17 protein-coding genes are annotated in these 13,298 nt (G+C 48.2%); 12 read left to right on the forward strand and 5 right to left on the reverse strand.

Annotated elements, in window-relative coordinates:
* Window positions 1–110: 110 nt before the first annotated feature.
* The 3 genes from IE074_RS07110 to IE074_RS07120 all read right to left on the reverse strand — a co-directional run bounded on the left by IE074_RS07110 (window position 111) and on the right by IE074_RS07120 (window position 3,057).
* Window positions 111–1,400 carry an N-acetylmuramoyl-L-alanine amidase gene (locus IE074_RS07110; RefSeq protein ID WP_229793930.1) on the reverse strand — a complete coding sequence of 430 codons (1,290 nt, stop codon included), beginning with the start codon at window positions 1,398–1,400 and terminating at the stop codon, window positions 111–113.
* On the reverse strand, window positions 1,397–1,939 hold the full coding sequence (tsaE, locus tag IE074_RS07115; protein ID WP_189384785.1) for a tRNA (adenosine(37)-N6)-threonylcarbamoyltransferase complex ATPase subunit type 1 TsaE: 543 nt from the start codon (window positions 1,937–1,939) through the stop codon (window positions 1,397–1,399). The genes IE074_RS07110 and tsaE overlap by 4 nt, the downstream gene beginning before the upstream one ends.
* Window positions 1,940–2,151: 212 nt before the next feature.
* On the reverse strand, window positions 2,152–3,057 hold the full coding sequence (locus IE074_RS07120; protein ID WP_189384786.1) for an AEC family transporter: 906 nt from the start codon (window positions 3,055–3,057) through the stop codon (window positions 2,152–2,154).
* A 141-nt stretch (window positions 3,058–3,198) separates the two neighbouring features.
* On the opposite strand from IE074_RS07120, the gene xerD reads away from it, so the two are divergent.
* From xerD to IE074_RS07135, 3 genes are all read left to right on the forward strand, one after another.
* Window positions 3,199–4,092 carry a site-specific tyrosine recombinase XerD gene (gene xerD, locus IE074_RS07125; RefSeq protein WP_189384787.1) on the forward strand — a complete coding sequence of 298 codons (894 nt, stop codon included), beginning with the start codon at window positions 3,199–3,201 and terminating at the stop codon, window positions 4,090–4,092.
* Window positions 4,093–4,096: 4 nt separating this feature from the next.
* Window positions 4,097–4,585, forward strand: a complete 489-nt coding sequence (locus IE074_RS07130) for an aminoacyl-tRNA deacylase (RefSeq protein WP_189384788.1) — start codon at window positions 4,097–4,099, stop codon at window positions 4,583–4,585.
* A gap of 248 nt (window positions 4,586–4,833) precedes the next feature.
* Window positions 4,834–5,061, forward strand: coding sequence for a hypothetical protein (locus IE074_RS07135; RefSeq protein ID WP_189384789.1), 228 nt, complete (start codon window positions 4,834–4,836; stop codon window positions 5,059–5,061).
* A gap of 48 nt (window positions 5,062–5,109) precedes the next feature.
* On the opposite strand, the gene IE074_RS07140 is transcribed toward IE074_RS07135, so the two are convergent.
* Window positions 5,110–5,385 carry a response regulator transcription factor gene (locus IE074_RS07140; RefSeq protein WP_189384790.1) on the reverse strand — a complete coding sequence of 92 codons (276 nt, stop codon included), beginning with the start codon at window positions 5,383–5,385 and terminating at the stop codon, window positions 5,110–5,112.
* Window positions 5,386–5,562: 177 nt separating this feature from the next.
* Between IE074_RS07140 and IE074_RS07145 the strand changes: the two genes are divergently transcribed.
* The 3 genes from IE074_RS07145 to IE074_RS07155 all read left to right on the forward strand — a co-directional run bounded on the left by IE074_RS07145 (window position 5,563) and on the right by IE074_RS07155 (window position 7,558).
* A complete protein-coding gene (locus IE074_RS07145; RefSeq protein WP_169293866.1) occupies window positions 5,563–5,841 on the forward strand; it encodes a hypothetical protein in 279 nt (92 codons plus the stop codon).
* A 71-nt stretch (window positions 5,842–5,912) separates the two neighbouring features.
* Entirely contained in the window at window positions 5,913–6,416 is a 504-nt protein-coding gene (locus IE074_RS07150; protein WP_189384791.1) for a macro domain-containing protein, read from the forward strand.
* Window positions 6,417–6,793: 377 nt separating this feature from the next.
* Window positions 6,794–7,558, forward strand: coding sequence for an IclR family transcriptional regulator domain-containing protein (locus tag IE074_RS07155; RefSeq protein WP_189384792.1), 765 nt, complete (start codon window positions 6,794–6,796; stop codon window positions 7,556–7,558).
* 104 nt (window positions 7,559–7,662) lie between these two features.
* Here the strand turns inward: IE074_RS07155 and IE074_RS07160 are convergent, their stop codons facing one another.
* Window positions 7,663–8,709 (reverse strand): cyclase family protein, encoded by a 1,047-nt coding sequence (locus IE074_RS07160; protein WP_189384793.1) that lies wholly within the window; start codon window positions 8,707–8,709, stop codon window positions 7,663–7,665.
* Window positions 8,710–8,895: 186 nt separating this feature from the next.
* On the opposite strand from IE074_RS07160, the gene IE074_RS07165 reads away from it, so the two are divergent.
* The 6 genes from IE074_RS07165 to IE074_RS07190 all read left to right on the forward strand — a co-directional run bounded on the left by IE074_RS07165 (window position 8,896) and on the right by IE074_RS07190 (window position 13,272).
* Complete coding sequence (locus IE074_RS07165; protein WP_189384794.1) at window positions 8,896–9,174, forward strand: muconolactone Delta-isomerase; 279 nt, start codon at window positions 8,896–8,898, stop codon at window positions 9,172–9,174.
* A gap of 36 nt (window positions 9,175–9,210) precedes the next feature.
* Window positions 9,211–10,095 carry an MBL fold metallo-hydrolase gene (locus tag IE074_RS07170; RefSeq protein ID WP_189384795.1) on the forward strand — a complete coding sequence of 295 codons (885 nt, stop codon included), beginning with the start codon at window positions 9,211–9,213 and terminating at the stop codon, window positions 10,093–10,095.
* Window positions 10,096–10,153: 58 nt separating this feature from the next.
* A complete protein-coding gene (locus tag IE074_RS07175; protein ID WP_189384796.1) occupies window positions 10,154–11,278 on the forward strand; it encodes an ABC transporter substrate-binding protein in 1,125 nt (374 codons plus the stop codon).
* Window positions 11,279–11,292: 14 nt separating this feature from the next.
* Complete coding sequence (locus IE074_RS07180) at window positions 11,293–11,757, forward strand: nuclear transport factor 2 family protein (protein WP_189384797.1); 465 nt, start codon at window positions 11,293–11,295, stop codon at window positions 11,755–11,757.
* Between the two features lie 153 nt (window positions 11,758–11,910).
* The gene (locus IE074_RS07185) at window positions 11,911–12,591 is read left to right on the forward strand and encodes a 3-oxoacid CoA-transferase subunit A (RefSeq protein WP_189384798.1); all 681 of its coding nucleotides are present in this window, start codon (window positions 11,911–11,913) and stop codon (window positions 12,589–12,591) included.
* A gap of 9 nt (window positions 12,592–12,600) precedes the next feature.
* Entirely contained in the window at window positions 12,601–13,272 is a 672-nt protein-coding gene (locus IE074_RS07190; RefSeq protein WP_189384799.1) for a 3-oxoacid CoA-transferase subunit B, read from the forward strand.
* Window positions 13,273–13,298 lie beyond the last annotated feature (26 nt).

Consider the following 13,298-nt stretch of genomic DNA (forward strand, 5'->3'; position numbering starts at 1 on the left):
TTCAGCTAAATAAAAAAGGGAGCCGTAAACGGCTCCGTAAAGGTACTGCAGCAAAATGCATGCGCTACTATCGCATGCATTTTCATTTTGCCTTAAAAGCAACAATGTGTCTACCCTATACGGGCAAGTGGGGGGTTTGTTGCAAAATAACCCTTGACCCCAGATAAAATCGCGCTGGCAATTTGTTGCTGGTTGTTAGTGTTTCTTAGGAAGCGTTCTTCTTGCGGATTGGAAATGAAGGCGGTTTCAACCAGGATGGAAGGGATGTCTGGCGCCCTTAAGACCGCAAAACCGGCCTGTTCAACGCGCCGGCTCTGGATGCCGTTAACCTGGGCCAAAGAGTTAAGCACGCGGTGACCGATATCCAGGGAGTCTTTGATTTGTGCCGTGGTTGACATATCCAGTAACACGCTGGCGGTGTTTCTGTCATGGTCACCAATGTCGATTCCGCCTATCAGGTCGGCTGCGTTCTCTTTTTTGGCCAGCCAGCGGGCAGCGGCACTGGATGCGCCACCGCGGGAAAGCGCAAAAACTGATGTGCCTCGGGCTGATTTGTTGGTGAAGGCATCGGCGTGAATGGAAATGAAAAGGTCGGCCTTGACCCGGCGGGCTTTCTGGACACGAACATGCAATGGGACAAAAAAATCGGCATCGCGGGTCATGTAGGCACGCATATTGGGCTGTGCATTAATAAGATTGCGCAGGCGACGGCCAATAGCCAGGACAATATCTTTTTCTTTGGTGCCCATGCCGCCAATCGCACCCGGATCTTCTCCGCCATGCCCCGGGTCTATGGCGATAAGAATTGGGCGGCTGGCACCGTTACGGTTTCCGCCAGCGGCTGGCGGGCGTGGCTGTACCTGACCGTTAACGGATGGTACGGGGATATTGCTGCGGTTTTGGGTAAGTTTGTCTAATACGCTGGCCAAGGGGTCGTCACCGGCCATGTTGGAGCCAAGCGCCAGTAAGGGGTCTTTGGCCACCTTGGGATATAAATCCAGAACCAGACGGTATTGGTAATCGCCAATTGGTTTGAGGGTAAAGACCTGGGGAGCAATGGCTTGTTTTAAATCCAGGACGAGACGGACAACGTCGGCCCGGTTTTGGGCGACCCGCACGGCAGAAATATAAGGGTCATTGGGTTTGATTTTGGAAATGAGCGAGTTCAGGGCAGTACTCATGCTCAGGCCCTGCAAATCAACCACCAGACGATTGGGGTTGGACAGGGTAAAGTGCTCGGCCTTGAGGGGGGCGTTCAATTCCAGGGTAACACGCGTGTATTCATCGGCCGGCCAGGTACGCACGGCCAGAATTTGGCTGCTGGCCGCCTGGGCTACTTTCGAAATGACGGGAAGTGACAACAGAGTAGCAGCTGTGGCCAGAATACGACGACGCGTCATTGGACGAGTGTTTGTATATCCATTTGTTGTAGCTGTTTTATCCATGATTGACCCTTTTCCGAAAACGCTTGTAATTTTGCATCGCGACCTGAGGAAGCGTAGTTGAGTGACAGTTCAAGATCGGGCGAGGGCAGGCTTGAACCTGCTTTTTCAGCCCATTCGATCAGGACGATGGCATCTTCAAGCAAATTCTCACGGAAACCTGCGTCTTGCCATTCGTTTGTGTCACTAAATCTATAAAAATCAAAGTGATACAAGTATAAGCTAGAAACTTTATAGCTTTCAAGCAGGGTATACGTAGGGCTTTTGATGCGCCCTGTTACCCCCATTGCCCTTAAAAAAGCTCTTGCAAAACTTGTTTTTCCTGCACCCAGATCTCCTTTCAGGTGGATGCGTCCCCCTTTTTTTGGGGGCTGTTCATGATCGTAACCAATTGATGTTTCAGCACTTATTAAGGCCGCAAGCTGTTGCGCCAGACGGTTTGTAGCGCTTTCGTCTGGTAAATAAACAGTTATAAAATTGTCATGTTGGCTGGACATAAGACCTGAAAATGTGGTTTTTTTAATACTTTTATTATAAATTCAGTTAAAGTAAATTCTAGAAAAAAACAAAAAATTGTCTAAAAACAACAGTTCATGGATGTTTCTTCATGCATTTTCATGATCAGTGTTGCCAACTGGGGGTGTTTTTCAGGATTGACAGGTAGCCACCCCTTTTGCTGGCCAAAAGGGGCAACTGCAAGTGCAGGTCATTAATTGAACAGTTGCTGGGTAATATAGACCCAGAACGGAATGGTCAGAACGCTAAGAATGGTGCCTGCTGAAATGGTAAAGGCCACCAGACGGCCGTCACCGCCCATGCGGGTAGCCAGAATAAAGGCGGCCGATGCAGTAGGCAGTGCGGCAAACAGCACAAACATTTGGGTGTCGATGACCGAAAATCCCAGTGCAATCGAAATAAGCATGGCAAACACGGGCATGAGGCCAAGGCGGATGGCCAGAATCCAGCCAACCAGCTTGCCATCACGGCTGCCGCCTTGCAATGAAAGGCTGGCGCCTACGCAAAGCAAGCCCAAGGGGATGGAGCTGTTACCCAGCTTGAGAAGAGTGGTGTCCAGAACGGAAGGCAGGGAAAGACCGCTGAAATTCAATAAAAGACCGGCAAAAGTCGCCAATACCAGTGGGTTTTTAAGGATTTCCCTGAACAGATTGCTGCCCTGGTGGCTGGCCAGGGATTTGACAGCCAGGATGTTTACAAGGGGAATGGCAAACCCCACAATCACGGCCATACTGGCCAGACCGGCCTGACCAGCCAGTGATGGAGCCAAAGACAAGCCTATATATGTATTAAAACGGTAGGCACATTGACCCACCGACGCCAGGGCAATGGGGCGGGGTTTTAGAACCGGCTTGGCCAGCCATACGCATAAACTGCCCACTATGGCCAGGGCAGTGGTTGCCAGCAGGAAATTACCGGTGGTGGCCAGTGACATGGGGGTACTGGCAATAGAGCGAACCAGCAAAGCAGGGAATAAAATGAAATAAACCAGTTTTTCAAGCCCTGAAAAAAACTCTTTGGAAAAATGTAGCTTGTTGTACAGTATCCAGCCTAGAATGACGATTAAACAATCGGGTAAAACAAGAAAGGCAATCTGCATACACTACACTTCAATGAAAAATAGGTTAAGGGTTCTCTCCCCGCGAGCGCAAGCCCCTATCATAGAACAGAATGGGGCATTCAAGCCTTTTGCATTGCAAACAGGTATGTTCAATAATCCTAAAGGCTGTCTGAATAAACCATGAAACAGGCTGATATAGATGCATTTATCGATTCAATATGGCTGGAGGACGGGCTGTCGGCCAATACCCTGGCCGCCTACCGGAGGGACCTGAACGGGTTCGAGCGCTATCTGGGCCGGCAGGAACCCTCCAAATTATTAATTGAAGCCGATGGCAATGATATTCAGGATTGGTTTGCCAGCAAATATGACAGTAGCAAGGCCAGTACGGTAAACCGCCGTTTGGCCTCGCTCAAGCGATATTTTGCCTGGGCACTTAGGGCGGGTTTTATACATAAAGACCCTTGTCTTGACCTGCAGTCTGCCAAACAGCCCCCGCGGACGCCTAAAACCCTGACCGAAAACCAGGTCATGGAGTTGCTGGAAGCCCCCGATATTGATACCCCGGGAGGTCTGCGTGACCGTGCCATGCTGGAAACCCTTTATGCAACCGGACTGCGCGTATCAGAGTTGGTCACGCTTAAAGTGCTGCATTTAAGCCTGAACGAGGGCATCGTGCGGGTGGAAATGGGTAAGGGTGGCAAGGATCGTCTGGTACCGTTAGGTGCGGAAGCCGTGCATTGGCTTGAGGTTTACCTGAAAAACAGTCGCAGCCTGCTGTTGGGTAACCGGCAATCCGATGACCTGTTTGTGACCCGAAGAGGCTGTGCCATGAGTCGGCAGGCCTTTTGGCAATTGATCAAAAAATATGCCCTGCTGGCAGATATCAATGCCCCCCTGTCACCCCATGTGCTGCGACATGCCTTTGCCACGCACCTGTTAAATCATGGCGCCGACTTGCGGGTGGTGCAGCTGTTGCTGGGGCATTCCGATATCTCCACCACCCAAATTTATACGCATGTGGCCCGTGAGCGCCTTAAAGCCCTGCATGCACAACATCATCCAAGAGCTTGATCATATGGCTAAAGCAAAACACGTATCTGAAACCCCCGCAACCCAATTCCTGAAAAAAAACAGGATTCCCCATGTCGGTCATGCTTATGAATATGTGGATCATGGTGGTACGGCAGAGTCGGCCAGGCAGCTGAAGGTGCCAGAGCATGCCGTTATTAAAACCCTTATCATGGAAGATGAACAGGCAAAACCACATGTCGTGCTGATGCACGGAGACCTTGAAGTTTCGTTAAAAAACCTGGCACGACAAATCGGTACCAAAAAAATGCAACCCTGTCGGCCTGAGGTCGCTTCCCGGCATTCGGGATATCAGGTGGGTGGCACGTCACCTTTTGGTACGCGCAAGCAAATGCCGATATGGGTGGAAGCCAGTATTCTTGAGTTGCCCCTGATTTATATCAATGGGGGAAGAAGAGGGTATTTGGTGGAGATTGAACCGCGGGTACTGGTTGATATTTTGGGGGCGGTTGCGGTGAACGTGGGCAATGAATGAAGTGTTTCAAAATGATTGATTATGCACCTTATGGCTTGAAATACAGCCTGATTAGCCTTTAAAAAACCTGAAGTTGCCAATAAATAATACGGATGATGCGTTAAAACCAATCAGGAAAATAATAAATTCGTGGTTTTATAAGCAAAAAATATATTGATAATTCAATTGTTTATAAGGGTTTGCTTGTAATTTTCTAGGGTTTACCCTATAATGCATACATGTTCCATAATATGAAAAAGGAGTTTGTAATGCGAAATTACAGTAATCAAATCGTCTTGTCAGATGAAGTAAAACGTGAATTGATGAAACAGGAAGCCCGTGAGGTGAAATTGGAAAGTATTGTTGCCCCTTTTGTCGCGGTGGCTGTTTCTGTTTACTCAGCCGTTCGTTTTTTTGTTGAGATGTTTGAAGACACTAAAGAAAATATAGCCGAAGTTGAAGAAAACAACCAGCATGTTGGTGGTTATTGGCTGTAAGGTGAAGCGGTTGCGGTATTAGGGTAACGTGTCATGGATAATGATCGCTCACCTGTTTATTGAACGGTAGATTGAGATTGCCTCAATCCTGTTTTTGGCATTCAGTAATTTGAAAATGGCTGATGCCTGGTTCTTGATGGTTTGAACCGCCAGATTTTTTTGTATTGCTATTTCCTGATTGGAATAGCCTTGGGCAATCATCGCCAGCAACTCAAGCTGAGGCGGCGAAAGCTCGCGTAATAAACCGGTTACCACCGGCGTTTTTCTCTCGCCCAGTCCAGACAGCACTGCCAACACATGACGTGCGTTTGACAAATCACTCAAATAATTCAAACAGATAGAAAAAAAATACTAAATGCCGGCTTGTCACTCGACACTTAAAGTGATGATGCCAGTACCGGACAATTGCGGCAAATTCGGGGCAATGATGTTTCCAGGCTGGAAGAATCTGCCATGCGGCCGTACCGGAAAAATATCCAGATGGTTTTTCAGGACCCGTATGTGAGCCTCAATCCGCGCCTGTCTGTGGTTGAACAGATCAGCCATCGCGTTGCCGTGCTGAATGCCGTGCCGGTTGCCGATCCTGAAAAACGGAGCAGGAAAAAACTGTTCATCAATAAAGGTGAAAAAAAATCACCCATCAAGCCCGTGGGTTACCAGCCTGAAACGCAGGAACACAGGGATTTTGGCAATGGACATATATGGTTTCGGGGGCGACTTAAGGTTTTGGTCAGCCTATCAACAAAAACATTGAATTTGATCATGGATAAATACGCTTGAATGGATATACTGATAGTGAAGGGTTGATCAAGGCATCATCCCCATAACCTGAAATATAAAAGGAACTATCTATGATCCGTGAAGTTGAAGGTGACATCCTGTTAAGCAAGGCACAGCTAATCGCCCATGGTATTGCACCACAAGAGCATTTTGATACCGGTTTGGCTCGCAACCTGCGTGAGCGCTGGCCATCCTTGGTGCGAGACTATCGTCAGTCAACGCATGTGCACCCGCTGAAACCCGGAGAAATCTGGGTGTGGGGTGGTGTTAACGAAGACGGCAGCGTGCGTCGCATCGTTAACCTGCTGACACAGGACATGTTGGGTGAAGGTCCGGCAGCACGTCCTGGTAAGGCAAATACGGAAAACGTAAGCCGTGCACTGAAAGAACTGGCGCGCTTTGTCGAATCCGAGGGAATTGAAAGTCTGGCAATTCCTCGTCTGGCAACCGGGGTGGGAGGTCTTGAATGGTCTGACGTTAAGCCATTGGTTGAAAAACATCTGGCTGATCTGAAGATTCCGGTCATTGTGTATGAAACCTATCGTCAGGGCCTACAGGCGGAAGAAAGCCTGTAAGTTTCAGGATAAGTGAAGGGGGTGGGTTACCACCCCTTTTTTTGTTGGCTAGGGTTTGTCAGTCAAGATTGGCGCAGATGTTTTTCAATAATGCAGCTTGTATATTTGTATTGACATTGTAGTGATATTTTTTATAATACGAACAAATGTTTGTTATTCGGACAAATGGCGGGTAAGCGGTATTTTCGGCTTAATGCTGAAAAAGTCCTACCCTTGGCGCTTATATCGTAAAGGAATGTCCCGGTTTGGATATAAATCGTTGCAAATTTCCTATAATTCACTCTTGTGTTATTTTTCTGTAGTTTGCTTCAAAAAATTGTCTCTTCGCAAATAATCGGGACAGCACTTTATATAATTTTTCAGGATTGGTATTTCAAATGAGTGAGCCGGACTTTGTTAATTCACTGGCACGAGGATTAAACGTACTGGGCTGTTTCGAAAAGGGTCACCAGAAAATGACCCTGACCCAGGTTGCAGCCAGGACAGACCTTACCCGGGGTACGGCACGAAGGTTTTTACTTACGCTGTGTACGTTGGGTTTTGTAGCCACGGATGGCAAGCTTTTCTGGCTCACACCAAAGGTACTAAAATTCAGCAGTGACTACCTGTCAACCTTTGGTCTGGGGGAAGCCGCTAACGCTATTATCCAGAAAGTCACCGATACGCTCAATGAGTCCTCTTCCATGGCCGTACTGGATGGCGATGAGATTGTCTATGTTGCCCGGGTGGAAAAACAAAGTGTTTATTCCAACAGCATTGAAGTGGGGACTCGTTTGCCGGTTCATACCACCTCAATGGGATTGGTGTTATTGGCGGGGTTAAGTGAAGATGAGTTTGAGCGCTGGCTTGAAAAATGCCACTTGACCAAATTCACCAAAAACTCCATCACCGATAAACGCAAGCTAAAGCGCCTGATAACCCAGATTCGTAAAGACGGCTATGCCATTAATGATGGCGGGCTGGAAATTGGTGTGCGCTCCATTTCTGTACCTATCCTGGACAGGGAGCAGAAAGTGATTGCTGCCATTAATGTGGCCACCCTGGCTGCCAGAACGTCACTGGAGCAAATGGAAAACCAGTTTCTTCCGGTGTTAAGAGATGCCGCCAGGAAAATCAGCATGGTGCTGGGGGTTGGTAATTAAAGTATGGCGTAGTGTACGCAGACCCGTCCAGGTGAATAGTCTGACAATGGGCAGCTCACTTGGACGGAAGTCAATCAATAAAAAAATATCATTACCTGCGCCGGTTAAACCGTGGCAATGGGTGTAACGGGTGAGCCTACTGCACCGGGCAATCGTAAAGGGGGCGCGGTTAGCATAAAACGCGAACGCTTGTTTTCCCGCAGCCATTTGGCCAGGTCGCTTAGATACCATAGCTCTGCCAAAGGCATGCCCAGCTTGAAAATGCAGTGATGATGCAATGGCAGCAGGGCGCAGCACCGGTCGGTTAAAGAGCCCCCCGGGTATTCAACGCCATAATTGTCTGCCGCAATGGCGGCAATGCCGGAATCGGTAATCCATTGAAGCAGCTTTTCATCCTGCCCGTTCAGGGTGGTGCAGATATTATGTACTGTATGCGGATCAGGGTTTTTACCGGCTTCCAGCAGGTATTGGGCAAATTCCGTGTGCAGTACAAGAATATCACCTTGCTCTACTGTCACCTTGTCTTTTTCCATGACACGCATTAAATCATCGTAGCCAATAATTTTGGGTGCGCGGCCATAATGGGCTGCCAAATCAACCATAACGCCCCGGCCCTGAATGCCTTTGACGGCAAAGTTGGCAATGTCCAGCGCTTTGGCTGAAGAGTGTTTCAGGCCGGTATCACTTTGGGCAAAGTTGTTTCTTTCATCGTAATCGGCAGGCCCCTGCATATCCTGGTTGGGTTTGAAGCCGTTGTAATAAACCCGTTCGGCGTGACCGTCACCGTCGGCATCAAAAAGGGCGCCAACATGGCTCAGACTGTCCCACTGTGAAGAATACTGCAGGCAAAGGGTCACTTTGTCATCGCTAAGCACGTCGTGGGCACCCGGTATCAGCATACCCATGGGGAAGTTGAAGTAGGGATGGCCTTCGCGCTCGGTGGGTTGAAGTTGTGGTGGCGTGCGGCGGGGGTTAAGTACATTGCCACCCGGGTAATCCAGAGGCAGGGAAAGGCAAAAGGTTTTGCCGGTTTTTATTTCGTCTGCCGCTTTCAGGACTCCTTCTTCAGTGAGTAAATTTAATCTGCCCAGTTGGTCATCGGGCCCGTAATCGCCCCAATTGGATCCTTCCGGTCTGTTTTTCCAGCGCATTGTTGTCTCCTTTTATGACAGATTTCTTTTTTATGGGTGGTTGTTAAACAGCATTTTAGGTTGTCTGCCCTTTTTCAGGTATTAGGGGAAAAAGATAATTGACAAAATAAGTTGCTTATCTATAATACAAACAAATGTTTGCATGGCGAACAAAATTAAATATTAAATTGATAGGAGATATAAATAATGTTGTATTGCGTAATGATGGATGTAAACGTACCGGCTGATATGGATCCGGCTGAATTGGCCAAACTGCGTGAGGCAGAAAAAAACCGTGCCATTGAAATGCAGAAATCCGGCAAGTTCATACATTTGTGGCGGGTAGCAGGGCGTCCTGCCAATATTTCCATTTTTGACTGTGAAAGCAATGATGAATTGCATGACTTGCTGTCATCCTTGCCCATGTTCCCTTATTTTTCCATCAAGGTTGTGCCTTTGGCCAAACACCCCAGCTCAATCAAATAAAAATAATTAAAACCCATCCACAGTCAAGGAAAAACAATGCAAGTTAAACAAATTGGCGATATTCGGGTAACCCGAATCCAGGAATATTCCGCCCCTTCACATGATCCAAAGTTTTTGTTGCCGGAAATGGATCAGCAGGCCCTGGAAGAAAATGAAAGCTGGATGGCTCCCAATCACTGGATTCCGCATATGAACAAGCTGATTGTAACTATCCAGTTATGGGTGGTGCACGCGGGTTCAAATATTATCGTGGTGGATACGGGCGTGGGTAACTTCAAGAATCGCCAGGATATTCCCCGCATGCACATGCTCAATAACCTGATACTGGAGTGGCTGGAAGCGGCCGGTGCTCCCCCTGAAAAAGTAACGCATGTCGTGCTGACCCATTTGCACTCTGATCATGTGGGCTGGAACACACGCTGGGTGGATAACCGCTGGACGCCAACTTTTCCGAATGCAAAATATTACATTCCTGAACAGGATTTCAGGTTCTGTGAACAAGGCAAGAACAAGGAAGAGAAAATAGACGTGTTCGGTGAGTCGTTTAACGATAGCGTCATGCCAATCGTGAATGAAGGCCTGTCTGTGATGATTCGTCCGGGGATGGAAATTGCGGATTGCCTGCAGGTGGAAGATGCAGCCGGACACAGTCCCGGTCAAGTGGCCTTCCGGATTCGCTCACAGGGTGAAGAGGCGGTTTTCAGTGGCGATATTTTCCATAGCCCCATGCAAATTGTCATGCCGGAAATCAATTCAGGTTATTGCATTTATCCGGATGTGGCCCGTAATACCCGTTATGAGTTTCTGAATAGAGCCGCTGACAGCAACTCGCTGATATTGCCCGTGCATTTTGGTGATCCCTATTGCGGTTATATCAGAAGAAATGGCAATGGTTTCAGCTTTGAGCCATCACCATTTTAAATTTATAAAAAAATTAAATTAAATCCACTTTATAGTGAAAAGTGACAGGAGACAAAAAATGGCAATAACCAGACGTGATCTTTTAAAAGCCGGGGCCGGATTGGCCGTCGTACCTTCCTTTAATGTTTTTGCGCAGAGTAAAGAGGCATACCGGCTGGGAACGCTCTTTCCCATGTCGGGTTCGGTGGCAGAGCTGGGCGCTGTGTTTATGAATGGTGTGATGTTGGCTTTGGAGCATATCAAGCAGGATAACAAACTGTCACGCCCCATCGAACTGAAAGCCCAGGACAGTCTGGCAACCCCTCAGGGGGGGGCCGTGGGTATGTCGCGTCTGGTTAATGTGGATCATGCCCAATATGTGCTGCTGGGCGTGACCGGCGTCTCCAAAGCGGCAGCCCCTATTGGTGTTCGCCAGAAAGTGATCATGATGAATGGCGGAGGTGTCAGTCCCGAGCTGGGTGAGTTGTCTCCTTATTTCTGGAATATTATTCCTTTGGCCGACCAGGAAATTCCACCGGCCATTCAATGGCTGAAAACCCAGGGTAAAAAGAAAGTGGCCCTGGTTTATATTGATGATCCATTGGGCGCGGCGGTATTAAAGCAATTGAAAGCCGAACTGCCCAAAATTGATGGAGAGCTGGTGGGGGCCTATAGCGTGCCACCTGGCATGGAGCAGTTTGCCGCGATTGCGGCAAAAATCCGCAATACCGATGCCGAGGCGATTTATTTTGCCAGTTACGGTTCGCAGCAACTGCAAATCGTCAAACAGCTCAGGGATGCCGGTCTGAAACAGTTGTTAATGACTTATTCAATTGGCAGCCTGCCTTCAGTGGCAAAACTGCCTGAAGCGGAAGGTCTGATCTTTACGACACAGCGTAATGACCTGACTTTAAGCGATAGCCTGACATCCCGGTTTATTAATGGCTGGCGTGAAAAGCATAAATCCGACCCTACCAGTTATGCCCAGAACTACTACAACGGGACCCTGCTTTTTGCCTATCTGTTAGAGCATCTTGAGAAGAAAGGTGAGCCGGTGAATGGCGATACCCTGCTGGCAGCTTTGCGTGAAATACGCAGTTTCAATTTTGCCGGTGGTGATATTGAGTTCAGTGATAACGCAACATCAATCATGCCGATCCAGATTAATCAGGTGGTATCGGGTGTGGCCAAAGTAATTGGTTAAGCAGAGAGGAAAAAATGACATCATCGTTGGAACAACGTTTGCAGAAAGTGGAAGATGAGCTGGAAATCATCAGGTTAAGGGCGAGGTATTGCCATTTGCTGGATGATATGCAGTGGGATGATTTTGTGGATCTGTTTACAGAAGACGGGGTTTTTGAAGGGCTGTCGAAAGTTTCCGGGCATCAGGAAATCATGCGGTTTTTTTCACAGGATGTACCTAAAGTAGCCGAACGGTTCTGGCATTTTTGTACCAATGGCACGGTCCAGATTGATGGGGATACGGCCACGGGTCGTATCTCTATGGAATACATTTCCATTTCCAATGGGGTTTCTTACACGTCGGCGGGTCATTACGACGATGTGATGGTCAGGGAAAACGGGGTCTGGAAATTCAAGTCCAGGAAAATCACCTTCTATTTTTATAGTCCGGTTAATGAGGGTTTTACCGGGTCGGCGCCACGCTCTTCCAGATTTGAGTAACGATGTCTTAATGGTTTGTACTGCTTATTAGTACAAACCATATTACAAGCATTTTATTTTTTTCTTTATAATTTGGACAAATGTCTGGCATGCAAACATTTTTAATTATTGCCAGTGCAACCTGTCCTTGAAAATCAAATGATCAGGTAATTTATGATTTCAAAGTTTGTTAATTCAGTGGCGCAAGCGCTGGAAGGTGTGCAGGATGGTTCAACCATTTTGCTGGGCGGGTTTGGTGCGGTGGGACAATCGGTTCACCTGATTGAAGGCTTGATTGAACAAGGAGCCAAAGACCTGACGATTGTGGCGAATAATGCAGGTTATGGCCGGGTGGGTTTGGCCCGTTTGCTGGAAGCAGGTCGGGTTCGCCGCTTGATTTGCAGCTTTCCAAGAATTGCCGGTTCTACCATTTTTGAAAATCTGTACAAAGCAGGAAAAATTGAACTGGAGCTGGTGCCGCAAGGGACGCTGGCAGAGCGCATGCGGGCTGCCGGTGCAGGCATTCCCGCTTTTTATACGCCAACGGGTGTGAATACGCTGTTAAGCAAGAATAAAGAAGTCCGTGAATATCATGGTCGCAAGTATGTGCTGGAAGAGGCCTTGCAGGGTGATGTCGCGCTGATTGAAGCCTGGCAGGCGGATCGTTGGGGTAATCTTACCTATAAACAGTCGGGTAGAAACTTCAATCCGGTGTGCGCCATGGCCGCCAGGTTAACCATTGCCCAAACCCAGCATACTGCAGAGCTGGGAGAGCTGGATCCCGAAGCCATTGTTACCCCAGGTGTCTTTGTGGATCGCGTACTACATCTTCCATACGGATCACCCCAGCTCTAGGAGAAAAAAATGACAACATTAACAGACAACGCATTAAATGAAAGCGTGAAGCCATGGACCCGACATGAAATGGCAGCGCGCCTGGCACGGGATATCAGTGACGGATGGTTTGTGAATCTGGGTATTGGCATTCCGACACTGGTGGCCAATTATGTAGGCGATGACAAAGAAGTGATTTTTCATTCGGAAAACGGGGTGATCGGTATAGGCCCGGCACCGGGTGAAGATGACATTGAGCCCTGGCTGATTAATGCCGGCAAGCAATATATCACCCTGAAACAAGGTGGTTCTTATGTACATCATGCCGACAGTTTTGCCATGATTCGTGGCGGTCACCTGGACTTATGCGTGCTGGGCGCTTATGACGTGAGCAAAACCGGTGATATTGCCAATTGGGCCTTGTCAGAAACAGATACCGCACCTGCCGTGGGCGGGGCAATGGATCTGGCGGTGGGTGCCAAAAGACTTTGGGTTTTAATGGAGCATACCACCAAAGACGGTAAACCCCGCTTGATGAATCAATGTGCGTACCCATTGACGGCTAGCGGGGCGGTATCACGGGTATATACCAATCTGGCGGTCCTGGATATTTCTGAAACAGGTTTCCGGGTGATGGATATGGCACCGGGTGTAAGCAGGGAGTATTTACAGGAAAGGACAGAAGCAGAACTTTCTTTTTAAAAAAGCGTAAAAAGTAATTCATATAA

The sequence above is a fragment of the Advenella faeciporci genome (genome assembly GCF_014652395.1).
GTDB classification, from domain to species: Bacteria; Pseudomonadota; Gammaproteobacteria; order Burkholderiales; family Burkholderiaceae_B; genus Advenella; species Advenella faeciporci.